The organism is Ferrimonas balearica (assembly GCF_019802055.1).
Taxonomy (GTDB): domain Bacteria; phylum Pseudomonadota; class Gammaproteobacteria; order Enterobacterales; family Shewanellaceae; genus Ferrimonas; species Ferrimonas balearica_A.
The window spans coordinates 127,616-148,946 of sequence record NZ_JAHVHW010000006.1 but is presented as its reverse complement, the minus strand read 5'-3'; the positions used below and the strand labels follow the sequence as shown (position 1 = coordinate 148,946).

Sequence of the window (21,331 nt, the reverse complement as noted above, 5' to 3'; positions counted from 1 at the left end):
TATCACGAGTGAGTTTTGAAACCGTTGCCGCCTCGCTGTTAAGCCCTGCTGAGCTGGATGAGGGCGCACTGCATCAGGCCCTGGGACAGTTGCATCACCACAGCCTGGACTATGCCGATATCTACCTTCAGGCCAGCCGACACGAGTCCTGGGTGCTGGAGGACGGCATCGTTAAGGAGGGCTCCTTCAATATCGAGAAGGGGCTGGGAGTGCGTGCCATCTCCGGTGAGAAAACCGGCTTTGCTTACGCGGATGAGATCAGCGCTCTGGCGCTGACTCAGTCGGCACAGGCCGCCCGCGGTATTGCGGTTGCCGGTGGCAATGGCAAGGTACGAACCCTGGCCCGCCAGAGCGCCGAAGCACGCTACTCTGCGATGGATCCGCTGGCCAGCCTGAGTGCGGATGGCAAGCTCAAGCTGCTGCTGGAGATGGATCAGTACACCCGTGGGCTGGACCCGCGTGTGACTCAGGTGATCGCCTCCCTGAGCGGCGTATACGAAGAGGTGCTGGTGGCAGCCTCCGACGGCACTCTGGCAACCGACGTACGCCCGCTTATCCGACTGAACTGCTCCGTCATCATGGCGGACGGCGATCGTCGCGAGCGCGGCTCCTCAGGCATGGGGGGACGATACGGCTATGACAGTCTGCTGGAGTTGGACGAGAACGGCGAAATGCGCGCTTTTGCCCTGTGCCGGGAAGCGGTACGTCAGGGCAGCGTGAACCTGGAAGCGGGTGAGGCACCAGCCGGAGAGATGCCGGTAGTACTGGGCCCCGGCTGGCCCGGTGTGCTGCTGCACGAGGCGGTGGGTCACGGCCTGGAGGGGGACTTCAACCGTAAGGGCTCCAGTCTGTTCTCCGGACGCATCGGTGAGCAGGTGGCTTCTGAGCACTGCACCATCGTGGATGATGGCACCCTGGAGGGGCGCCGCGGCAGCCTGAGCATCGATGATGAAGGCACGCCCGGTCAGCACAATGTGCTGATTGAGAACGGCATCCTCAAAGGCTACATGCAGGACAAGCACAACGCCCGTCTGATGGGCGTTGCGCCCACCGGTAATGGCCGCCGTGAATCGTACGCCCACCTGCCGATGCCGCGTATGACCAACACCTACATGCTGGCGGGCCAACACCACCCGGATGAGATCATCGGTTCCGTGAAGAAAGGGATCTACGCCCCCAACTTTGGCGGCGGCCAGGTGGACATCACCAGCGGCAAGTTCGTGTTCTCCGCGTCCGAAGCCTACCTGATCGAAAATGGCAAGCTGACCCGTCCGGTGAAGGGCGCCACCCTGATCGGTAACGGCCCCGAGGCGATGAAGACCATCTCCATGGTGGGCAACGATTTGGCGCTGGATAAGGGCGTCGGCATCTGCGGTAAAGAGGGGCAGAGCGTGCCGGTTGGCGTAGGCCAGCCTACCCTGAAGCTGGATCGCCTGACCGTCGGCGGGACCCAGTAACCTCTCTTTCTTGTGAATTAAGCGGGCCAAATTGGCCCGCTTTTTCTATGGTTTTTCAAAAGCGTGTACCCTATACCATTGCAAGGGATCGCCAGATCCGGATAATGCACTAGAGTAATTGCTCTAATTTTCAGGAGCGGGACCTGTGAAACTTCCTTTGACCCTGGCGCTGACGCTGACCCTGATGGCGGGGGCGGCCAAAGCGGCTCCACTTACGCTGTCGGATGCGTGGCGCCAACTCCAATCTGCCAGCGATCTGCTTAAGGCAGAGCAACTGGCCACCGATCGGGCTCGGGCCGAGCGCGATGTTACCCAGGATCTGGGATTACCCCAGCTCTCCCTGTCCGGCACCTACGCCTACCTGGATGACCCCATCGCACTGGACCTGAATCCGGCGCTGCCCGGCCTCCCCTTTCCTCTGCCGACCCTGCCTTTGACAGAGCGGGATATCTATCGCGCTTCTCTGGTGGGCAGTTGGCCCATCTATGCCGGTGGTCGTATTCAAGCGGCTCAGGCGGTCAAGCAGGCAGAGCTGGATGTTCGTACTCAGGAGCAGGAGATCAAACGCCGGGAGCGTTTTACCCTGCTGATCGATCGCTATTTTGGCCTGCAACTGGCCGCTCAGAACGCGGATTTGCGACAGAGCCAGGTGGCGGCGCTGGAGAAGCACCTGAGCAATGCTGAAAAGCTGGAGCAGCAGGGGCAGATCGCCTCTGTTGAGCGTATGAATGCGGCGGTGGCGGTGGATCAGGCCCGCGTTGCACTGGCTCAGGCCGTGCGTCAGCGTGACCTCGCTCAACAGGCACTCGACAGCCTCCTGCACCTTCAGCAGGTGGAGCCGGTTACCCAGGATTCCCTGCCGCAGCAGACTCCGATGCTGGGCGAGTTGCAGCGCAATATGATGGCCACGCACCCGGCTCTGGCTCTGTTCGATGCCAAAAGCCGCCAGGCCCGTGGCAGCATCGAATCGGAGCGTGGGCGCTACAAGCCGGAAGTGGGTCTGTTTGGCAGCTATACCCTGGCTGAAGACAACAGCATCCTGTCGGAACTGGAACCGGAGTGGCTGGTGGGGATCCGGGTCAAAGTGCCGCTGTTCAGCAACGATGGCCGCTCTGATCGGGTGAAGGCGGCCAAAAGTGCCGAGCTGGAAGCGCGCCATCGGAAAGCGCAGACCGAGCAGGATCTGAAGCTGCTGCTCTCCTCCCAGTTTGCCAACCTGGAGCAAGCCCGATACGAATTGCATGCCCTGGACAGCGCCGAGCAGTTGGCCAGGGAAAACCGCCGTCTGAGAGAGCTGGCGTTTCGTCAGGGACTCGGCACCTCGCTGGAGCAGGTCGATGCGGACCAGCGCTTGTTGGAGGTGCAGCTGGGTAAAGCTCGCGCCCGCTACCAGTACATGGTTGCGCTGGCACAGATCAGCACCTTGGGCGGCAGTATGGAACAGATGATTGAGTGGGTGGGGCCCTAATGAGCAGAAATCAGACCCTTTTGGTGGGCGGCGCGGTCGCCCTGTTGGCCGCACTGAGCGGCTGGGCCATGTACCAGGCGTACAAGCCCAAGCCCTACCTGCTGCAGGGAGACATCGAGGCACGTCAGTACCACGTTTCCTCCAAAGTGGCTGGTCGCGTGGCCGAGTTGAAAGTGCGCCGGGGTGACCAGGTGGCGGCAGGCGATCTGCTCTATATCCTCTCCAGCCCGGAACTGGAGGCGCGCCTGCAACAGGCCCAGGCCGGAGTAAAAGCGGCTGAGGCGATGGAGGAGGAAGCGGACGCTGGCGCCCGCGTTCAACAGATCCAGGCGGCCCGGGACGATTGGCAACGTGCACTGGCGGCGGCCAATCTGTACAAAGCCACCTATGAGCGGGTTCAGGCTTTGTTTGATGATGGCGTGGTCGCGCGTCAGAAACGGGATGAAGCCTACGCCCAGTGGCAGGCTGCCCAATATCAGGCCAGCGCGGCGGAAGCGCTCTACCAGATGGCCGAAGAGGGCGCCCGTAAGGAGACCCGGGAGGCGGCACAGGGTAAGGCGGAAGCGGCCCGTGGCCAGCTGGCGGAGGTGCAGGCGGTGCTGGCAGACAGTCAGATGCGTGCCCCCCGAGCCGGTGAGATCGCCCAGGTGCTGCTGCATGAGGGCGAGTTGGCGCCGCAGGGCTTCCCAGTGGTGACCCTGGTGGACATGAGCGACGCCTGGGCCCTGTTCCAGGTGCGTGAGGACCGCTTGTCTCACTTCCCTAAAGGCAAACAGGTGAACCTCCGCATTCCGGCGCTGGATCAGACGTTCCCCTTTGAGGTGGCGTATCGAGCGGTGCAGGGTGAATTTGCCACCTGGCGTGCCACCGAAAGCGGCGCTGACTTCGACATGCGGACCTTTGAAGTGGAGCTTCGCCCGCTGTCACCCATCCCCGGCTTGCGCGCGGGGATGACCGTGCTGCTGGATGAGTAAGCGGTGAGTACTCAGCCCCTGGCCAGCCGTTTTCTGGCCTGGATAAGACGGGACCCCTGGCAGGCCTTCCTGCTGCTGATTGCCCCCTGGGCAACCGGTCTGCTGCTGTACGCCATCTTCTCCGCCCGCTCTCCGGTGGATCTGCCTGTGGCCTGGGTGGATGAGGACCACAGCGCCCTGTCCCGGGAGCTGGGACGGGCGCTGTCTGCTGCGCCGGCCATCCAGTTGGTGGCGCATCCCGAACCCGGGGAGGCGGCGGGCGCCATTCGTCGTGGTGAGGTGTATGCCATGGTGAGGGTGCCTGCCAGCTTCAGCGCGGATCTGCGCCACGGCCTGACCCCCACCCTGGACGTTCGTTACAACGGCCAATATCTGCTGATGGGCAAACGACTTAAGGCACCGATTCAACTGGCTTTGGCGGATGCGCTGCAGCGACAGGGGGCGTTGGCGATGTTGGCGAAGGGGTTGCCGGCTTCTGCGGTAGCCGACCAACTCTCTCCGGTAGCGATGCAGCTGACGGCGCTGAACAACCGGGGGATGGATTACGCGGCGTTTCTGCTGCCCGGACTCTATCTGGCGATCTGGCAGATCCTGGTGCTCTTCTCGGCGCTGAACCTCTACTTCACGCCGCCACCGGGAGGATCGCCCGGGCGCTGGTTGCTGCCGGTGCTTGGGGTGCAGTGGGTTTGGGCGGGAGTTGGCATCTTCTGGATGCGCGACCTGCTGATGGTGGCGCACGATGCGCCCTTGTGGCCCCTCTGGCTGGCGCTGTTGCCCCTGATGGTGCCCCTGGCCACCCTGGCCCTGATCCTGGTGCGAACCGGCCGTGAGTCGGCACAGCTGGTGTCCAGTGGCGCCGCCCTGCTGACGCCCGCCTTCACCTACATGGGACTGACCATGCCCACCGGCAGCATGCCGACGATGGCCCAGTGGTGGGCAGACCTGATCCCCTCCAGCCACTATCTGCCGCTGCTGCAGAGTTACCGGGGCCTGGGCACCGCGCCCTGGCTGGAGTTGTGGCCCCTATTGTTGCCCCTGCCGCTGTTGTGGTGGCTCTGGAGGAAGTTGCCATGAGCCGCTGGATGACACTGTGGTGGGAGGAGTTTCGTCAGTTGGGGCGGGACAGCGCCCTGTTGATCACCTTTTTTGCGGGCCTGGGGATCTACTTGGTGCTCTACCCGGCGCCCTACCTGCATGAGGTCACCACTGAGCAGGCGGTTGTGGTGTGGGACCAGGACCAGTCCGTCGCCAGTCGCCGTTTGCTGCGGGCCCTCTCTGCCACTCCCGGCGCCACCATTTCGGCACGGGTCACCGAGTTGCCGGAAGCCCGGGAACTGGTGCTCAGTGGTCAGGCGGCGGGGATGGTGTGGATCCCGGCCGGGTTTGAGCGCAACCTGCGTCGCGGTCAGGCTGGCGATATCGTGGTGGCGGCCAATGCCAACTACTTCCTGCCCTACGGCACCATCGCGGAGTCGGTGACGGCGGCGGCCACGGTACTGAGCGGGCATGTGCGGGTGGCCCGTCAGGTGTTTGCCGGCGATGGCTATGCGGTGCAGACCAGCCGACTCGGTGGGGTAGATCTCAATGTGGTGCCCGCCAGTAACCCGGGACTGGGTTACCTCAGTTACGTCCTGCCGGGTCTGTTTGTGCTGATTCTGCACCAGCTGATGCTGATCTGTGCGGCGTTGATCGGCACTGGTCGGTGGGGCCGTGCGGGACACTGGCAACAGGCTTCCGCCTGGGGGTTGTACCGGGTGGATCTGGCTCTGCTGGTGCCGGCGTTTGCCCTGGCGGCGTGCTGGTACCTGGGGCCCGCTCTGGCGTTCTACGATGTGGAACTGATGGGCTCGCTCTGGGCCCTGTGGGGCCTGCTGCTGCCATTCCTGCTGGCAACCGCATCGTTCGGCATCTTTCTGGCTTCCCTGGTGACCCGTCGCGATCTGCTGAGTCAGATCCTGGTGCTCAGCTCCATGCCACTGCTCTTTATCGCCGGGTTTGTCTGGCCCGTTGAGGCGTTGCCAATGTGGCTGGTGGGAGTATGGGGGCTGGTCCCTGCGGAACCGATGATGCAGGGGATGATTCGCCTGAACCAGCTGGGTGCGGCGCCCGCTGACCTGATGCCCCAACTGCTGACCCTGTGGGGCCAGGCATTGGCCTATGGCACGCTGGCGGTATTGGGCATGAAACGGCGGCAGGCGCTGATGAACCCCTCCACCTGAACAGGCAACAAAAAAGGGCGGTCACTGACCGCCCTTTTTTAATCCATCAAGGTGCTGCGCAGCAGCTTGAACAGCTCCCGACTGGATTTGGGTGGCTTGCTCTCTTTCTGCTCTTTCGCCGCTTGGCGAATCAACTGGCGCAGGCGCTGCATCTCTTCGCTCAGGGCCGGGTGCTCGGCCAGCACTTCCTGCAGGGCATCGTTGCCGCCGGACAACAGGCGATCCCGCAATTGCTCCAGCTTGTGGAACTCGGCAGTGGCCTGGTTGTGCTTATTGCGGATCTTATCCAGCGCTTCCTGCAGCGGCTCCGGATCGCGGCTGCGCATCATCTTGCCGATGTACTGCACCTGACGACGGTAGGCTTCGTGCTTGCCCTTGATCTTGTGGGCGAGGGCAAACGCATCCGCCAGATCCTCATCCAGCGGCACCTTGGCCAGTTCCGCTTTGGTGAGTCTGAGAAGATCTTCACCCAGCTGCTGCAACGCCTCCGCTTCCCGCTTCAGTTGGCTTTTGCTGATGAAATCGTCTTCGAAATAGTCTTCGTACTCCACCATGGTTCACTCCGGAGGCTAAAAACGCCTATTTTACCAGATGGGACGCCAACAGATCCCGCAAATGGACAGCAGGACGCGGGAAGCGGGCTCTGTTATCCTGTCCGCTTCGCAATACCAAGAGCAGTGTGACCGATGAGCGAGCCGTTAGTGCAACAGCAAGAGGTTCTGGAGCAGGCCGTAGCCTGCGCCCTGGATGCCGCCAAGGCATTGGGCCTGGACGGGGCCGAAGTGGCCATCCACAAACAGCAGGGGCTGTCTGTATCCACCCGTCATGGCGAGGTGGAGACCGTGGAGTTCAACAAGGACGGAGCACTGGGGATCTCGGTGTATCGTGGCGGCGCTAAAGGCAACGCCTCCACCTCAGACCTTTCCGAGCAGGCGATCCGTGCTGCGGTGCAGGCCGCCGCCACCATCGCCGCTCAAACCACCGCAGACCAATACAACGGCCTGGCGGACGCCGACCGGATGCCCGCGTCGCTGCCGCAACTGGACCTCTATCATCCTGAGGCCTTTACCCCGGAGCAGGGGGCCGAGATGGCCGCCCGTTGTGAGGCCGCCGCACTGGCTGCGGACCCGCGCATCGTCAACTCCGATGGGGCCAGCTTTAACAGCCATGAGGGGATCAAGGTCTACGGCAACAGCCACGGCTTTATCGGCAGTTACGCCAGTTCCCGTCACAGTTTGTCCTGTGTGGTGATTGGCCAGGATGAGCAGGGGATGGAGCGCGATTACGACTACACCGTTGCCCGTCGCTTTGCCGACCTGGCTTCACCGGAGCAGGTGGGGCGTCAGGCGGGTCTGGATACGGCTTCCCGTCTGGGGGCGCGCAAAATCGGCACCTGTCAGGTCCCGATCCTGTTCAGCGCAGACCTGGCCACCGGCCTGCTGGGCCATCTGGTGGGCGCCATCTCCGGTGCCAGCCTGTACCGGGATGCCAGCTTCCTGAAGGACAGCCTGGGCACCGGGATCTTCCCGGAGTGGTTCAGCATCGAGGAGAACCCGCACCTGCTGAACGGGCTGGCGTCTGCGCCCTTTGATGGTGAAGGGGTGGCGACTCAGGCACGGGACATCGTGCGCGATGGGGTGCTGAAGTCCTATCTGCTGACCGCCTACTCCGCCCGTCGCCTGGGGATGACCAATACCGGCCACGCCGGGGGCATCTACAACTGGCAGGTGAAGCGCAATGGCGGCGATCTGGCCTCTCTGCTGAAACAGATGGGCACCGGCCTCTATGTCACCGAACTGATGGGGCAGGGCGTGAATGGCGTCACTGGTGATTACTCCCGCGGCGCGGCGGGTTTCTGGGTGGAGAACGGTGAGATCCAGTATCCGGTCCATGAGATCACCATCGCCGGTAACCTTAAGCAGATGTACCGCTCCATGGTGGCAGTGGGTTCTGATGTTGACCCGCGACACAGCCTGCAGACCGGCCCTATTCTGCTGGATACCATGAAGGTGGCGGGCAACTGAGCCCAGTCTGTCTGTGCCGAACAACGCCGCCCACTGGGCGGCGTTGTCGTTTCCAGGCTGCGGTGTTGAGCCACCGTTACTCTTTGCCCAGATGATCCCGGGCCTGCTGCAGGTGTCTGAGGACCGCTGACAGGTGGGCACTGACCCGCTCCAGCCAGCGTATCGCTTCCAGTCTCTGGGTACCGGATTGCAGATCCAGATCCCCCTGACCGATCCGACTCATCACCGCCAGGCGCAATTCTGACGCAGTATGTCGCAGTGTTTTGCTGAGTGATTTGGCGCGCTTACTGATTGTCTGGTCTGGCCCTTCCGCCAGACTGGAGGTCAGTTCATCAATCAAGTCGCGCAGCTGCCTCGCCTCCCGTTTCAGGCTGATGCTGCTGCGTGCGGTGAGCGCCCGCTCCTCCTCCTCTTCACAGCGGTCCAGCAGACGATGAAGGTGATCCTGAGTGCTGATCAGGTCCAGCAGTGCGGACCACTGCGCCTTTTGGGAGGGCTGCAGACGGAGGTGAGCGAGAAAGTCGCGGCTTTGCAGGAGCTGCAGTTTCAACGTCTGCAGGTCCTGCCTGCGTCCATGCCCGCCGAGCAGGGCTGAGAGGTGAGAGCACAGGCTGGTGGTTTGCATCAGGCTGGCGGTCAGTACGCCTCCTAGTGCCATCGGGGGATCCTGCAGCCAGGAGGGCTCAAGGTTCAGTGTGGTGTCACCGCCGGGATTTGGGATAAGCCGCATCATCAGTCGGGAAAAGGCGGGCGTGAGGGGCAATACCAGACACACCCCCAGCAGATTAAAGAGACTGTGAAAGATAACCAGCAGCAGCTCCGGACTGGTTTGGCTGACGAAAAACTGGTTGCAGAACCACAGGTAGGGGGAGATCAGCAGCAGCGCGCCGGTGCCGGTAAACAGGTTGAATATTACGTGGGAAAAGCCGGTTCGGCGTACCGCTGCGGAACCGCCTATGGTGGCCAGTGCGGCGGTCGCGGTAGTGCCGATGTCCATCCCCACCACCATTGGCAGCGCCTGGTCCAGCGCGATCAGGTCTGAGTGCAGGGCGGCCAGTGTGGTGGCCACGCCAGCGCTGGAGGATTGGGTGATCAGGGTAAACAGGACCCCAAGCAGCACCAGACCCAGTCGGTGTTCCCCAATAGCGGTTACCACCAGTTGGGGATCCCAGCGGCTCATCCCCTCCTGAAGCGTGCCCAATCCGGAGAAGATCAAGGCAAATCCCGCCACCGCCAAACCGATCTGTCCCCAGCGGGGGGGAGCAAACAGCTTCAGCAATACGCCAAGCAGGCAGAGCGGCATCAGAATGATCGTGAGCTTGAGTCGGAACCCCACCAAAGTGATCAACCAGCCGGTTACCGTGGTGCCCAGATTGGCTCCGAATACGATGCCCAGTGCGTGGGGGAAGCTGAGTAAACCGGCGCCGACAAAGCCCACGGCAGCAACCGTCGTGGCGCTGGAGGATTGCAGTAAGGCGGTAGAGAGACAGCCGGTGATGGCGCCGGTGGCGGGGGTGCGGGTGTAACGCATCAGGGCTCGCCGCATGGCGGGGCCAGCCAGTGTTTTCAGTGCGTCGGTCATGACCAGCATGCCAAGCAGGAACAGCCCCAGGCCACCCAATGCCTGCAGCACGGCCGACAGTGCGGAGTCCGTCATCCTTTCCCCAGACTTCTTAGCTTCTTAACCTGAGCCTAGACCCGGTTTGGTGATCATTTCACCAGTCTGATGTCAGTAATGCGATTCTCTTTGATCCGAAACACGGTGAATCCCCCGGTTCGACCAAGTCGGTAGCTGTATTCCTGCCGCTTGCTACTGCCATCAATGGCGATGGGTTTGCCACAGGCGCGGCGGAGTTTGGTGACCGGGTCTCCCGTGCGGATCAGCTGTGTGCCGCAGCGGGCGGAGTGCAGGCTTTTCTCGACCGTCAGGCACTGAGCGGGGAAAAGGAGCAGAAGCAAAGGCCAGTAGTGGGTGGTCATCCATGATCCTCCCCATTAAGTGACGGAGACTTTTGAGTCTACGCCGCCGATGAACTATCCCTAGCCTTGATGAGCGAACGACAACTTTTCTGGCTGGGGTGGCTGGCGGCACTGTTGCCTCTGGTGACCACCCATCTGAGTTACGGCGTCAGCCTGTGGGAGGAGCAGATCCCAGCGTGCATCCCCTACTGGGCTGATTGCGTGAGCATCAGCCGAACCGGCCGCTATGGCAGTGCCTATTGGCTGTTCAAAAGCCTGATGCTGCCCGCCTGTGTGCTGTTGTGGTGGTTTTGGTGGCAGAGCGAGGGGTGGCTGAGGCAGCAGGGACTCAAGGTGAGTCGGGTGATGATGCCACTGGCTTTATTGGCCTCTCTGGCTTTGGCCACTTACACGCTGACGCTGGGGCACGCCAACGATCACTTTGCGGTGCTGCGGCGGATCGGTGTGGCGGGTTTTATTCTTTGCACCTATCTGGTTCAGGTGAGTGTTGGGGCGTCGCTCTATCAGAGTCCGGTCTGGCGCTGGGCCGGGAGCCGGGTGTTGGCTCTGGGTACCCTGATTGTGCTGATCGCCCTTCTGACTCTGGTATTGGACCTGGCGCTGGAACAGGACTATGAACAGTGGGAGGACGCGTTCGAATGGTGGCTGTTCCTGCTGCTTAATGGGCAGCTGTTCCTGATCCTCAGCGTACAGCGGGTGGGAAACCGCCCCGGAGGGATCGGATAGGGACTGTGTTCCGTTTGAAGTGGTGTCACCGACGGTGCTCGGTGGAGGAGGCGCCATGTTTACCTTTCTGTTGACCGTGATGGGGCGGGTGATCGGTGTGATTCTGCTCCTGTTTAATCTGCATTCGGTGTCGTCTACGGTGCCGGTCAGTGGGGACCCGTTATCGGCCATGCGTTGGCATCATCGGGCTTTGGTGGTTTTTGCCCCATCGGAACAGCACCCGCTCTGGCAGGACCAGCAACAGCACCTGGAAGGGATGGTTGAGGGGCTCAGAGAGCGCGACCTGCTGATCTTCCGGGTGGTGGGCGAGTCGGTGTCGCTGGAGGGTGAAACGCTGACCGAGAGTGATGCGCAGCAGTGGCGGGAAGACTTTATCGCTGCCGAAGAGGGGTTCACCCTGGTGTTGATCGGCAAAGATGGCGAAGTGAAACTTCACCAAAATCATCCTGTGGAGAAAAGCGAACTCTATGAGGTGATTGATGCCATGCCGATGCGGATGAGAGAGCAGGGGATGGGGCGACTTTAGCCCTCACTCCGCCTCGTCGAAACGGGCGGCAATCAATTGGCAGACCGCATCCAGAGCGGGCTCCGCCTGAGGCCCCTCGGCCCGGATCAGCACCTCTTTACCCTGACAGCTTTGCAGCAACAGTAACCCCAGAACGCTGTCTGCGGTCGCCTGTTGTTCGCCCTGGAAAAGGGTCAGACGGGCATCGAAGGTTTGCGCCAGTTGGGCCAGGCGCGTGGCGGCCCGGGCGTGCAAACCCAGCTTATTGATGATGGTGACACGCCGCTCCAGCATCTCAGCCCTCTTTCAGCTCACGGTGGTGAACCTGAACCTGAGAACGATAGGCGGCAAAGCGCTGGGCCAGTGCTTCGGCCACGTAAACGCTGCGGTGCTGTCCGCCGGTGCAGCCGATGGCCACGGTCAGATAGGCGCGGTTGTTGCGCTCCAGCATCGGCATCCAGTTGAGCAGGAAGCGCTCGGTGTGGTCCACAAAGCGGGTCACACTCTCCTGGCTTCGGAAGTAGTCTTTTACCGCTTCATCCTTTCCGGTCAGCGGACGTAGAGTCGGATCCCAATGGGGGTTGGGCAGAAAGCGAACGTCAAACATGTAGTCGGCCTGCTTGGGCATGCCGTGCTTGAACCCGAAGGACTCAAACACCAGCATCATCTCCCCCTCAGGTTTGCCCAGCAACCGCTCCCGCAGGGTATCCGCCAGTTGGTGGACGGACATGTCGTCGGTGCGGATGTGGTGATCACACTCCTGCGCCAGGGGCTCCAGCAGCGTGCGCTCGGTGGCAATCGCTTCCGCCAGCGTGCGTCCGTCACGGGACAGGGGGTGAAGACGTCGGGTTTCGCTGTAGCGGCGCAGCAGGTTTTCGTCGGACGCATCAAGGTAGTAGATGGTAACCTCAATGTCGTCGTCCAAACGCTGTTTAAGACGTTGTACGTCCAGCGTTTCCAGCGGCAGGTTACGAATATCCAGACTCACTGCGACAAGGTCATTCTGCCCCTTCTGGCTCTTCAGAAGCGCGGGCATCAGTTCCGGTGGCAGGTTATCGACGCAGTAGTAGCCCAGATCCTCAAGAACCCGGAGAGCAACGGATTTACCGGCGCCGGAACGGCCCGAGAGGATGATCAGCTTCACTGGGTGATGGCCTCGAAAAGGGTGTGGTTGTCGCCGGCTTTACGCAGGGCTCTGCAGACCTCTTTCTGGCTGAGCTTGCGCGCCACCTCGGCCAGGGTGGCCAAGTGTTGCTGGTGTTCAGACTCGGGGACAAACAGGGCAAAGAGCAGGTCCACCGGCTTGCTGTCGATGGCATCAAAGGGGATGGGCTCATCGCACTTGATCAGCACCGCAATCGGGTGCTCGATTTTGCTCAGGCGCCCGTGGGGCAGGGCGATGCCATTGCCGATGCCGGTACTGCCCACCTTTTCACGGGCGAGCAGACTCTCAAACAGTTCGTGCTTGGGAAGGTCGGGACACTGCGCTGATGCCAGTTCGCTGATCAGCTCCAATGCCCGCTTTTTGCTTAACCCCGGAGCGGCGCACAAGGTCCGCTCCGGGGATAACAGCTCGGTGATCTCCATCAGTGCCGGGACAGTTTCTCTTTATGTTTGATTACTTGCCGATCGAGTTTGTCGATCAGCCCATCGATAGCCGCATACATGCTCTCATGCTCATGGGTAGCGTAGACCTCTCCCCCGTTAACGTGCAGCTTAGCTTCCGCGATCTGTTGCAGTTTCTGGACGTTGAGAACCACATGCACATTGTTGATGTGGTCAAAGTGTCGCTCCAGCTTCTCAAACTTGCTGTGGACGTAGTCCCGCAGGGAGTCGGTGATCTCGATGTGATGCCCGGTAAGGTTGATCTGCATAGGGTGACCTCCTTGATATCGCGTCGTTACAGGCTTTTGCGCTGATTCGACGGGGGGATGGAGAGAGCTTCCCGGTACTTCGCCACCGTTCGGCGTGCGACCTGGATACCCTGCTCCGCGAGAAGTTGCGCCATCTTGCTATCACTGAGCGGCTTTTTCGGGTTTTCCGCCGCCACCAACTTCTTAATCAGAGCGCGGATGGCGGTAGATGAGCACTCTCCGCCACTGTCTGTGCTGACATGGCTGGAGAAGAAATACTTGAGTTCATAGATGCCGCGGGGGGTATGAATGAACTTCTGAGTGGTGACCCGGGAGATGGTGGATTCATGCATATCCACCGCTTCGGCAACGTCATTAAGCACCATCGGCTTCATCGCTTCGTCACCGTACTCCAGGAACCCTTGCTGAAACTGTACGATGCAGTTGGCCACCTTGAGCAGAGTGTCGTTACGGCTCTCCAGACTCTTGATAAACCACTTGGCTTCCTGAAGGTGTCCGCGGACAAACTGGCTATCACTGGCGTTGCGGGCACCACGGGACAGCGCCGCATACTGTTCATTGATGCGGATTTTGGGCGTGGCGTCCGGGTTGAGTTCAACCACCCACCGCCCCTGTTTTTTGGTCACAGACACGTCCGGGATGACGTATTGGTCTTCCGTGGAGATGATGCTGCTTCCGGGACGGGGATTGAGGGACTGGATCAGTTGCATGGCGGCCCTTAACTCTTCTTCTTTGAGTTTAGTGCGCCGGATCAGGGTACGAAAGTCCCGATTCGCCAACAGATCCATGTGTTCGGTAAGCAGCAGTTTCGCTTCGGCCAACCAGGGGGTGTCCGAGGCAAATTGAGCCAGTTGAATCAGCAGGCACTCTGCCAGATCCCGGGAGGCGGAGCCGATGGGATCGAACTGCTGAACCCGCTTGAGTACCGCCACCACTTCGTCCAACTCCAGTTCCGGATCGCCCTGCGCTTCGAGGATCTCATCCAGACTGACGGTCAGGTATCCGTGCTCATCCACCGCATCAATAATGGTGGTGGCGATGGCCCGATCGGTGTCACTCATGGGAGTGAGTTCCATCTGCCACATCAGGTGGCTGTGCAGGTCATCGCTGGTTTCACCCTGGTACAGGTTGTCGTCGTCGCGGCTGACACCGACACTGGCGGCGGGTGCGGCGCTGTAAACATCATCCCAGGTGCTGTCTACCGGAAGTTCATCCGGCATCTCAGTCTGATTCAAGGCTTCAGGGGTTTCCAGCTCATCGCTGCTGGCGGAGGGGGTGGGGGTGTCATCGAGTCGGTCGTCGTTATCGCCGCCGAGTTCGCGGTCCAGCTCTTCAGCGGTTTCCAGCAGCGGATTCGACTCAAGCGCTTCCTGGATCTCCTGTTGCAGATCCAGCGTCGAAAGTTGCAGCAGGCGAATCGCTTGCTGCAACTGTGGGGTCATGGTCAGCTGCTGGCCGAGTTTTAGCTGAAGCGAAGTTTTCATCAACGAGCGTCGATCCTTATCACGCGATGCTTCCCTGGTACCGTCGAACTGTGCTGGCAGGGAAAGCCCCTGCCGTTAGGAGGGTTGCCACTATAACCTGAACTGATCGCCCAAGTACACGGAGCGGACCAGCTTGTTCTCGAGTACCTCTTGAGGGGCACCACGGGCGATCATTTCGCCGTGGCTCACGATGTAAGCGTACTCACAAACATCGAGAGTTTCCCGCACGTTATGGTCGGTAATCAAGACACCCAGACCCCGATCCTTGAGTTGTTGGATGATCTTCTTGATGTCGATCACCGAGATGGGATCCACACCGGCGAAGGGTTCATCAAGCAGAATGAATTTGGGATCCGCAGCCAATGCCCGGGCGATCTCCACCCGGCGACGCTCACCACCGGACAGGCTCATGCCAAGGCTGTCACGGATGTGGGTAATATTGAACTCCTCCAGGAGTTGCTCCAGCTTCTCCTCGCGCTGTGCCTTACTCAGCTCCTTGCGGATCTGGAGTACGGCCATCAAGTTGTCGTAGACCGACAGCTTGCGGAAGATGGAGGATTCCTGAGGCAAATAGCCGATCCCCTGGCGGGCGCGGCTGTGCATTGGCAGGGCGGTGATGTCCCGCTCATCAATGGTGATGCGGCCCTTATCGTTCTGAACCAGGCCCACCACCATATAGAAAGTGGTGGTTTTGCCAGCGCCGTTAGGGCCGAGCAGGCCCACGATCTGGCCGGTTTTGACCTCCAGGCCCACGCTCTTTACCACCTGGCGGCCGTTATAGGCTTTGGCCAGCTGTTCTGCCTTGAGGATAGAGTCACTCATGGCTTCGGCTCCGCGTCCGGCTTCTCTTCCTGCTTTTCGTCTTTGCTCTCATTGTCGAGGTCAGCGGGCAGGAAGATGGTGGTGATCTGCTCATCCTCTTTGCCTTCGGCGATCAGCTGCTGCTTCTCGACGTTATAGCTGATGGTGTTGCCACGCATCAGGCTGCCGGCTTGGCTCAATTGGGCGTCACCGCTCAGGGTCAGCTGGCGGGTACGTACCTCGTAACGGATCTCTTTGGCCTGGGCTTCTGCAGGCAGGCCATTCTCCATCATCTGGGTGTAGGTGGCCGGATTGCCGGTGGCAATCATCACCTCGTTGCCCTTTTCGGCACTGGAGATCACTTTCAGCTCGTCCGCTTTGATCTCCATGGAACCCTGCACAATACGCACATTGCCGGAGTAGATCAGGGTATAGCTCTGAATGTCCGCGCTGGAGTTGTCAGAGGTCACCTTGATGGGCTGGCGGTAGTCGTCATCCATCGCCAGAACCGGAGCGCTCAGCATGGCGCCGGACAGGAGCAGGGCCAGGATTTTAAGGCACTTCATAGGAGGCGCTTACCTTACTGTTAAGTTTGAATTGGTTGAGATTGAGGTCGGCCCACAGGCCGGTACCGCGAACTTCAAAGGTTTCCCCCAATGCCCGGATCGGATCGTCAGTGGTCAGCACCATGGTTTCCAGATCCAGCTTCAATGACTCGGTGCGGATGGTCCGCAGCGGTTCGTTGGGCTCAATGGCGGTAATAATAACATCCTTTTCCAGCGCAACATGGCGGGTGCCACTGAGGTGGCCCTGCTGCGCCTGTACTTTCCAGACACCATCGGTATTTTCGGGATAGATCAGGTACACCGGATCGGTAAACTCGGTGCGCTGCTCCTCCTGGAAGTGGCGCATGCTCTCGGCCGCGATTTGAGCCGCCAGTCGGCCGTTCTCATCGTAGCTGCGGGTACGCAGTGCCCGGGCCACAAAGTCCGGCTCCGCTTCCGCCAGTTGCTGCGGGGTCTGTTCTTCGATCTGCAGGTTGCGCCAGTACAGGGCACCCGCGGCCAGCAGCAGTAACAGTCCGGCGAGCAGCTCACGCTTCATACCGACATCCCTTTGGCCTGAGCCAGGTTGCCCTGGGCCTGCAGCAGCAGGTCGCACAGCTCACGCACGGCGCCAAAGCCGCCGCGGATGCGGGTGCGGTAGTGGCAGTGGGGGAGCAGGGCTGGGTGGGCGTCTTCCACACCAACCGCCAGGCCAACCTGCTTCATAACAGCCAGATCCACCAGGTCATCACCGATGTAGGCACAGGCCTCCGGAGTCAGGTTCAACTGCGTCAGCAGATCCTGATAGACCGCCACTTTGTCCTCACAGCCCTGATGGATGTGAGACACCCCAAGTGCGGTCATGCGGCGTTCGACGATGGCGGAGTTGCGGCCGGTGATCACCGCCACCGCAATGCCGGCATTCTGAATCGCTTTGATGCCGAATCCGTCACGGGTGTGGAACGCTTTCAGCTCCTCCCCGTTATTGCCGAGGTAGATGCGACCATCGGAAAACACGCCATCAACGTCGCAGATCAGCAGTCGGATCTGGGTGGCGCGATCCATCACCTCCTCCGACACCGGACCGTAAAGGGTTTCAACCATCACAGTACTCCAGCCTTGAGCATGTCCATCATGTTGAGGGCGCCACGGGGACGGCCCGATTCATCAACGATTATCAGACCGTTAATCTTCTTCTCTTCCATCAGCTTCAGGGCTTCCGCAGCGAGTAGAGAAGCGGTAACCGTAACCGGGTTACGGGTCATCACGGTGCCGATGGCGGTCTCGTGAATGTCCACGCGGGCATCCAGTACGCGGCGCAAGTCACCGTCGGTAAACAGGCCACTCAGCTGCCCCTCCTTGTTGATCACGGCGGTCATACCCAGCCCCTTGGCTGAGATTTCCAGCAGCGCTTCGGAGATGGTGACCTCTTCCGTCACCTGCGGCAGGTGCTCGTCATGGTGCATCAGGTCGGAAACCCGCAGCAGCAGTTTACGGCCCAGCGCGCCACCGGGGTGGGACAGCGCAAAGTCATCGGCAGTAAAACCTTTGGCCTGTAGCAGGGCGACCGCCAGGGCATCCCCCATCACCAGAGTTGCGGTGGTGGAGGAGGTGGGGGCCAGACCCAGCGGGCAGGCTTCCTCATCCACGGCGATGCAGAGGTGATGCTGGGACACTTTGGCGAGGCTCGATTCCGGTTTGCCGGTCATGGCGATAACCGGTACACCCCAACGGCGGATCACCGGCATCAAGGTCATGATCTCCCCGGCTTCCCCGGAGTTGGAGATGGCGATAACCACATCGGCTTTGGAGAGCATGCCAAGGTCACCGTGACTGGCTTCGCCCGGGTGCATAAAGAATGCCGGGGTGCCGGTGCTGGCCAGGGTGGCGGCAATCTTATTGCCGACATGGCCGGACTTGCCCATCCCCATCACCACCACTTTGCCCTCGCAGGCCAGGATGGTTTCACAGGCCGCCACGAAGGCGTCATCAATAAAGCGGTTCAGGCCATCAATCGCGGCCTTTTCAATCTCGATGACCCGACGGCCCCAATCGCGAAACTGCGAAGCGTTCGGCATCTTTACTCCCGTATCAGCCTGCTTGAGTAAACAGGCTGGTCTGATAAGCGATAAAACAGATAAGCAGCAGCGCGCCTTCGACCCGGCCGATGGTGCGGCTGCGTTTGAGCCAGAGTAGCAGCAGCGGTGCCAGGCTGGTACCCAGCATCACATAGAAGTCCCGGCCAGCGGCCAGTTCACTGATGGAGCCGCCGGCAATCAGGGCTGGCAGCGCCAGAACCGCCAGAATATTGAACAGGTTGGAACCCACCACGTTACCAATGGCCAGGTCATCTTCGTTCTTGAGCACACCGGCAATACAGGCCGCCAGTTCCGGCAGGCTGGTGCCGACGGCGATGATGGTCAGGCCGATCACCAGGTCGGACAGACCAAACCACTTGGCGATATAGACCGCACCGTCCACCATCAGGTTCGATGCCAACGGCAGCAGGGCCATGCCCACCAGCAGCCAGAGTATCGCCTGGCCCATGGGGACATCTTCGGGGATCTCTGCCTCTGAATCCGCCGTCATTGGGTCGGTTTCCCGGTTGCGCCAGGCGGCCCAGGTCAGGGTGCTGATCACCACAATAAATGCCAGCATCAGGATGACGCCATCGGTGAAGTCCAGCAGCAGATCCTGCATCAGGTAACCGGCCAGAACGGTACCGGCCAGCATCAGGGGCATCTCTTTCATCAGCGTGGAACTGCCCACCACCATGGGACGCAGCAGGGCGGTCGCGCCCAGAATCAGCGTAATGTTGGTGATGTTGGAGCCGATGACGTTGCCCACGGCGGTATCAAGCAGACCGTTCATGGCGGCGGTGGTGGCGACCATGGCTTCCGGAGCAGAGGAGCCCATGGAGACAATGGTCAGGCCGATGATGAGAGGGGGCAGACCCAGGTTACGGGCTAAAGCGGCGGCGCCATAAACAAAGCGGTCGGCACTCCAAACCAGCAGCAGCAAGCCGCCCAGTAGCATCAACAGGTTCAGTAGCATGGTGATCAGGGGTGAAAAATAATCCGCGCATTGTCCCCTGAAGCGTCGGAAAAGAAAAGAGCAGCAGATTGTTAAGCGGTTGTTCCCGCCGTAGAATGGACCTCTTACCTCGCGAGATACAGGAGTTTCTCGGGTGTTACCCGGGCGCGTTATGGACCAACCATCGCATCAAGACCCTGCTCTGGTGACCGTAGACCGTCTTATCTTTCATCGGGGGGAGCGGGCCATCTTCAAAGGGCTGTCTCTTACCATCCCTCGGGGCAAGGTGACGGCCATCATGGGGCCCAGCGGCATTGGAAAAACCACTCTGCTGAAACTGATCGGCGCCCAACTGACGCCGGACAGTGGTCAGGTGGTGTTTGACGGCCTGAACCTGCACACCGTATCCCGCAAAGATCTCTATCGCGCCCGGCGGCGTATCAGCATGCTGTTCCAGTCCGGCGCCCTGTTTACCGACATGTCGGTGTTCGACAATGTGGCCTTCCCCCTGCGCGAGCACACCCAACTGCCCGAACCGATCATTCGACGCCTGGTGTTGATGAAGCTGGAGGCGGTGGGGCTGCGTGGGGCGGCGAAGCTGATGCCTGCAGAGCTGTCCGGTGGTATGCAGCGACGAGCGGCACTGGCCCGGGCGATCGCGTTGGAGCCGGAGTTGATCCTGTACGATGAGCCGTTTGCCGGTCAGGACCCGATCTCCATGGGGGTTCTGGTCAAACTGATCCGGGAGTTGGGCTCGGCATTGGACCTGACCTCCGTTGTGGTGTCCCACGATGTGAATGAGGTGATGAGCATTGCCGACCAGGTGTATGTGATTGCGGACGGCAAGGTGATTGGGGCAGGCACCCCCGAAGCGATTCGCCAGCTGGATACGCCGCAGTTGAGACAGTTTCTGGAAGGCGCCCCGGATGGCCCGGTGCGCTTTCACCACCCTGCTGCATCCTACCTAGAGGAGTTGCTTGCGCCATGATGCTGGAACGCGTTCGCCGTCTGGGCCGGGAGGCACTTAGCTGGGTTGCGGGATTGGGCCGGGCGGGTCTGATGCTCACCGGTGCATTGGTGCGTCGGCCACAGCCGGGCAAGATGCTGCCCCTCCTGATTAAGCAGCTGTACCAGGTTGGGGTGCTCTCCATGGTGATCATCCTGGTGTCCGGCCTGTTTATCGGCATGGTGCTAGGGCTGCAGGGCTACATCATCCTGGTGGACTTTGGCACCGAGGAGAGTCTGGGGCCCATGGTGGCCCTGTCACTGCTGCGGGAGCTGGGGCCGGTGGTGACCGCCCTGCTGTTTGCCGGTCGGGCCGGTTCGGCGCTGACCGCGGAGATCGGGCTGATGAAAGCCACCGAGCAGTTGGCCAGCATGGAGATGATGGCGGTAGACCCGCTGCAACGGGTGGTGGCTCCTCGTTTTTGGGCAGGTGTGATCTCCATGCCGCTGCTTGCTTTGATGTTTACCACCATTGGGATCTGGGGTGGGCACCTGGTTGGTGTGGAGTGGAAGGGGATCGACCCCGGCGCTTTCTGGTCCATTCTTACTGCGTCAGTAGAGTGGCAGAAAGACATTCTCAACTGCCTGATTAAATCGGTGGTGTTCGCTTTTGTGGTGACCTGGATTGCGCTGTTTAAAGGCTATGACGCAGTGCCCACGGCAGAAGGGATCAGCCGGGCAACCACGGAGACCGTGGTGCACGCCTCTCTGACCGTCCTGGCTCTCGACTTTGTCCTTACTGCCATCATGTTTGGGAAATGATTATGTCGAAAAAGATTGAACTGGCCGTAGGTGGCTTTCTGCTGGCGGGTCTGGCGGCGTTTCTGGTGCTGATAATCAAAGTGGCGGACATCGACCCCCGGGGTAATGGCCAGACTTACTCCCTGATTGCCCATTTCGACAATATTGGCGGGTTGAAAGTCCGCTCTCCGGTGAAAGTGGGTGGGGTGGTTGTCGGTCGAGTTACTGGGATCGCACTGGACCCTGACATGCTGACGCCGGTGGTGACCCTGGCGATGGATGCCCGTTACGACCAGTTCCCGGAAACCAGCAGTCTGTCTATTCTGACCTCAGGGCTGCTGGGCGAGCAGTACATCGGATTGAGCCCCGGCTTTATGGATGAGGGAATAGAACTGCTGGCGGATGGTGACCAGATTGAAGATACCCGCAGTGCGATGGTGCTGGAGGATCTGATTGGCCAGTTCCTCTATAGCGTGGGCGAAGACAAGTAAGGAG

At 60.7% G+C, this 21,331-nt stretch carries 25 protein-coding genes; 11 read left to right on the top strand and 14 right to left on the bottom strand.

Going from position 1 to position 21,331, the window contains the following annotated elements; all coding sequences use genetic code 11:
• The first annotated feature begins 8 nt into the window (after positions 1-8).
• From tldD to KUV52_RS05990, 5 genes are all read left to right on the top strand, one after another.
• Positions 9-1,457: a metalloprotease TldD gene (gene tldD, locus KUV52_RS06010; protein WP_222525036.1), complete on the top strand. Its 1,449-nt coding sequence runs from the start codon at positions 9-11 to the stop codon at positions 1,455-1,457.
• A gap of 145 nt (positions 1,458-1,602) precedes the next feature.
• Complete coding sequence (locus tag KUV52_RS06005; RefSeq protein WP_222525035.1) at positions 1,603-2,925, top strand: TolC family protein; 1,323 nt, start codon at positions 1,603-1,605, stop codon at positions 2,923-2,925.
• Entirely contained in the window at positions 2,925-3,899 is a 975-nt protein-coding gene (locus KUV52_RS06000; protein ID WP_222525034.1) for an HlyD family secretion protein, read from the top strand. Before KUV52_RS06005 ends, KUV52_RS06000 begins: the two co-directional genes overlap by 1 nt.
• A gap of 3 nt (positions 3,900-3,902) precedes the next feature.
• Entirely contained in the window at positions 3,903-4,973 is a 1,071-nt protein-coding gene (locus KUV52_RS05995; RefSeq protein WP_222525033.1) for an ABC transporter permease, read from the top strand.
• A complete protein-coding gene (locus KUV52_RS05990; RefSeq protein WP_222525032.1) occupies positions 4,970-6,118 on the top strand; it encodes an ABC transporter permease in 1,149 nt (382 codons plus the stop codon). The genes KUV52_RS05995 and KUV52_RS05990 overlap by 4 nt, the downstream gene beginning before the upstream one ends.
• Before the next feature lie 38 nt (positions 6,119-6,156).
• Here KUV52_RS05990 and yjgA read toward each other — a convergent pair whose 3' ends face one another.
• A complete protein-coding gene (yjgA, locus tag KUV52_RS05985) occupies positions 6,157-6,672 on the bottom strand; it encodes a ribosome biogenesis factor YjgA (protein WP_222525031.1) in 516 nt (171 codons plus the stop codon).
• Positions 6,673-6,804: 132 nt separating this feature from the next.
• Here yjgA and pmbA point away from each other — a divergent pair, with 132 nt between their 5' ends.
• On the top strand, positions 6,805-8,142 hold the full coding sequence (gene pmbA, locus KUV52_RS05980; RefSeq protein WP_222525030.1) for a metalloprotease PmbA: 1,338 nt from the start codon (positions 6,805-6,807) through the stop codon (positions 8,140-8,142).
• A gap of 76 nt (positions 8,143-8,218) precedes the next feature.
• Here the strand turns inward: pmbA and KUV52_RS05975 are convergent, their stop codons facing one another.
• Positions 8,219-9,799 carry a Na/Pi cotransporter family protein gene (locus KUV52_RS05975; protein ID WP_222525029.1) on the bottom strand — a complete coding sequence of 527 codons (1,581 nt, stop codon included), beginning with the start codon at positions 9,797-9,799 and terminating at the stop codon, positions 8,219-8,221.
• Between the two features lie 53 nt (positions 9,800-9,852).
• Entirely contained in the window at positions 9,853-10,122 is a 270-nt protein-coding gene (locus tag KUV52_RS05970) for a DUF2845 domain-containing protein (protein WP_222525028.1), read from the bottom strand.
• Positions 10,123-10,191: 69 nt separating this feature from the next.
• Between KUV52_RS05970 and KUV52_RS05965 the strand changes: the two genes are divergently transcribed.
• Positions 10,192-10,848 (top strand): hypothetical protein, encoded by a 657-nt coding sequence (locus KUV52_RS05965; RefSeq protein WP_222525027.1) that lies wholly within the window; start codon positions 10,192-10,194, stop codon positions 10,846-10,848.
• A 55-nt stretch (positions 10,849-10,903) separates the two neighbouring features.
• Positions 10,904-11,374: a DUF4174 domain-containing protein gene (locus KUV52_RS05960; RefSeq protein ID WP_222525026.1), complete on the top strand. Its 471-nt coding sequence runs from the start codon at positions 10,904-10,906 to the stop codon at positions 11,372-11,374.
• A 3-nt stretch (positions 11,375-11,377) separates the two neighbouring features.
• Here KUV52_RS05960 and KUV52_RS05955 read toward each other — a convergent pair whose 3' ends face one another.
• The 11 genes from KUV52_RS05955 to KUV52_RS05905 form a co-directional block, all read right to left on the bottom strand.
• Entirely contained in the window at positions 11,378-11,647 is a 270-nt protein-coding gene (locus KUV52_RS05955; protein ID WP_222525025.1) for an HPr family phosphocarrier protein, read from the bottom strand.
• A 1-nt stretch (position 11,648) separates the two neighbouring features.
• Entirely contained in the window at positions 11,649-12,497 is an 849-nt protein-coding gene (rapZ, locus tag KUV52_RS05950) for an RNase adapter RapZ (RefSeq protein ID WP_222525024.1), read from the bottom strand.
• Positions 12,494-12,940: a PTS IIA-like nitrogen regulatory protein PtsN gene (gene ptsN, locus KUV52_RS05945; protein ID WP_222525023.1), complete on the bottom strand. Its 447-nt coding sequence runs from the start codon at positions 12,938-12,940 to the stop codon at positions 12,494-12,496. Before ptsN ends, rapZ begins: the two co-directional genes overlap by 4 nt.
• A complete protein-coding gene (hpf, locus tag KUV52_RS05940; RefSeq protein WP_222525022.1) occupies positions 12,940-13,227 on the bottom strand; it encodes a ribosome hibernation promoting factor in 288 nt (95 codons plus the stop codon). The genes ptsN and hpf overlap by 1 nt, the downstream gene beginning before the upstream one ends.
• 26 nt (positions 13,228-13,253) lie before the next feature.
• Positions 13,254-14,711, bottom strand: a complete 1,458-nt coding sequence (locus KUV52_RS05935; RefSeq protein ID WP_222525021.1) for an RNA polymerase factor sigma-54 — start codon at positions 14,709-14,711, stop codon at positions 13,254-13,256.
• 90 nt (positions 14,712-14,801) lie between these two features.
• Positions 14,802-15,533: an LPS export ABC transporter ATP-binding protein gene (gene lptB / locus KUV52_RS05930; protein WP_222525020.1), complete on the bottom strand. Its 732-nt coding sequence runs from the start codon at positions 15,531-15,533 to the stop codon at positions 14,802-14,804.
• On the bottom strand, positions 15,530-16,078 hold the full coding sequence (gene lptA, locus KUV52_RS05925) for a lipopolysaccharide transport periplasmic protein LptA (protein WP_222525019.1): 549 nt from the start codon (positions 16,076-16,078) through the stop codon (positions 15,530-15,532). The genes lptB and lptA overlap by 4 nt, the downstream gene beginning before the upstream one ends.
• Positions 16,065-16,616, bottom strand: coding sequence for an LPS export ABC transporter periplasmic protein LptC (gene lptC, locus KUV52_RS05920; RefSeq protein WP_222525018.1), 552 nt, complete (start codon positions 16,614-16,616; stop codon positions 16,065-16,067). The genes lptA and lptC overlap by 14 nt, the downstream gene beginning before the upstream one ends.
• On the bottom strand, positions 16,613-17,164 hold the full coding sequence (gene kdsC, locus KUV52_RS05915; RefSeq protein ID WP_409996468.1) for a 3-deoxy-manno-octulosonate-8-phosphatase KdsC: 552 nt from the start codon (positions 17,162-17,164) through the stop codon (positions 16,613-16,615). The genes lptC and kdsC overlap by 4 nt, the downstream gene beginning before the upstream one ends.
• Positions 17,161-18,135 carry a KpsF/GutQ family sugar-phosphate isomerase gene (locus KUV52_RS05910; protein ID WP_222525016.1) on the bottom strand — a complete coding sequence of 325 codons (975 nt, stop codon included), beginning with the start codon at positions 18,133-18,135 and terminating at the stop codon, positions 17,161-17,163. The genes kdsC and KUV52_RS05910 overlap by 4 nt, the downstream gene beginning before the upstream one ends.
• Positions 18,136-18,148: 13 nt before the next feature.
• Positions 18,149-19,111 carry a calcium/sodium antiporter gene (locus KUV52_RS05905; protein ID WP_222525015.1) on the bottom strand — a complete coding sequence of 321 codons (963 nt, stop codon included), beginning with the start codon at positions 19,109-19,111 and terminating at the stop codon, positions 18,149-18,151.
• Between the two features lie 151 nt (positions 19,112-19,262).
• Here KUV52_RS05905 and KUV52_RS05900 point away from each other — a divergent pair, with 151 nt between their 5' ends.
• From KUV52_RS05900 to mlaD, 3 genes are read left to right on the top strand one after another with little or no spacing between them, the layout of a single operon-like run.
• A complete protein-coding gene (locus KUV52_RS05900; protein WP_222525014.1) occupies positions 19,263-20,078 on the top strand; it encodes an ATP-binding cassette domain-containing protein in 816 nt (271 codons plus the stop codon).
• On the top strand, positions 20,075-20,857 hold the full coding sequence (gene mlaE / locus KUV52_RS05895) for a lipid asymmetry maintenance ABC transporter permease subunit MlaE (RefSeq protein WP_222525013.1): 783 nt from the start codon (positions 20,075-20,077) through the stop codon (positions 20,855-20,857). The genes KUV52_RS05900 and mlaE overlap by 4 nt, the downstream gene beginning before the upstream one ends.
• Positions 20,857-21,327 (top strand): outer membrane lipid asymmetry maintenance protein MlaD, encoded by a 471-nt coding sequence (gene mlaD, locus KUV52_RS05890; RefSeq protein WP_222525337.1) that lies wholly within the window; start codon positions 20,857-20,859, stop codon positions 21,325-21,327. The genes mlaE and mlaD overlap by 1 nt, the downstream gene beginning before the upstream one ends.
• The last annotated feature ends 4 nt before the right edge of the window (positions 21,328-21,331 follow it).

Excerpts from the sequence above, each read along its gene's own strand:
- KUV52_RS06000 (WP_222525034.1), top strand. The coding sequence starts at position 2,925 with ATGAGCAGAAATCAGACCCTTTTGGTGGGCGGCGCGGTCGCCCTGTTG.
- KUV52_RS05990 (WP_222525032.1), top strand. The coding sequence starts at position 4,970 with ATGAGCCGCTGGATGACACTGTGGTGGGAGGAGTTTCGTCAGTTGGGG.
- yjgA (WP_222525031.1), bottom strand. The coding sequence starts at position 6,672 with ATGGTGGAGTACGAAGACTATTTCGAAGACGATTTCATCAGCAAAAGC.
- pmbA (WP_222525030.1), top strand. The coding sequence starts at position 6,805 with ATGAGCGAGCCGTTAGTGCAACAGCAAGAGGTTCTGGAGCAGGCCGTA.
- KUV52_RS05975 (WP_222525029.1), bottom strand. The coding sequence starts at position 9,799 with ATGACGGACTCCGCACTGTCGGCCGTGCTGCAGGCATTGGGTGGCCTG.
- KUV52_RS05970 (WP_222525028.1), bottom strand. The coding sequence starts at position 10,122 with ATGACCACCCACTACTGGCCTTTGCTTCTGCTCCTTTTCCCCGCTCAG.
- KUV52_RS05965 (WP_222525027.1), top strand. The coding sequence starts at position 10,192 with ATGAGCGAACGACAACTTTTCTGGCTGGGGTGGCTGGCGGCACTGTTG.
- KUV52_RS05960 (WP_222525026.1), top strand. The coding sequence starts at position 10,904 with ATGTTTACCTTTCTGTTGACCGTGATGGGGCGGGTGATCGGTGTGATT.
- KUV52_RS05955 (WP_222525025.1), bottom strand. The coding sequence starts at position 11,647 with ATGCTGGAGCGGCGTGTCACCATCATCAATAAGCTGGGTTTGCACGCC.
- ptsN (WP_222525023.1), bottom strand. The coding sequence starts at position 12,940 with ATGGAGATCACCGAGCTGTTATCCCCGGAGCGGACCTTGTGCGCCGCT.
- hpf (WP_222525022.1), bottom strand. The coding sequence starts at position 13,227 with ATGCAGATCAACCTTACCGGGCATCACATCGAGATCACCGACTCCCTG.
- KUV52_RS05935 (WP_222525021.1), bottom strand. The coding sequence starts at position 14,711 with ATGAAAACTTCGCTTCAGCTAAAACTCGGCCAGCAGCTGACCATGACC.
- lptB (WP_222525020.1), bottom strand. The coding sequence starts at position 15,533 with ATGAGTGACTCTATCCTCAAGGCAGAACAGCTGGCCAAAGCCTATAAC.
- lptA (WP_222525019.1), bottom strand. The coding sequence starts at position 16,078 with ATGAAGTGCCTTAAAATCCTGGCCCTGCTCCTGTCCGGCGCCATGCTG.
- lptC (WP_222525018.1), bottom strand. The coding sequence starts at position 16,616 with ATGAAGCGTGAGCTGCTCGCCGGACTGTTACTGCTGCTGGCCGCGGGT.
- KUV52_RS05910 (WP_222525016.1), bottom strand. The coding sequence starts at position 18,135 with ATGCCGAACGCTTCGCAGTTTCGCGATTGGGGCCGTCGGGTCATCGAG.
- KUV52_RS05905 (WP_222525015.1), bottom strand. The coding sequence starts at position 19,111 with ATGCTACTGAACCTGTTGATGCTACTGGGCGGCTTGCTGCTGCTGGTT.
- KUV52_RS05900 (WP_222525014.1), top strand. The coding sequence starts at position 19,263 with ATGGACCAACCATCGCATCAAGACCCTGCTCTGGTGACCGTAGACCGT.
- mlaE (WP_222525013.1), top strand. The coding sequence starts at position 20,075 with ATGATGCTGGAACGCGTTCGCCGTCTGGGCCGGGAGGCACTTAGCTGG.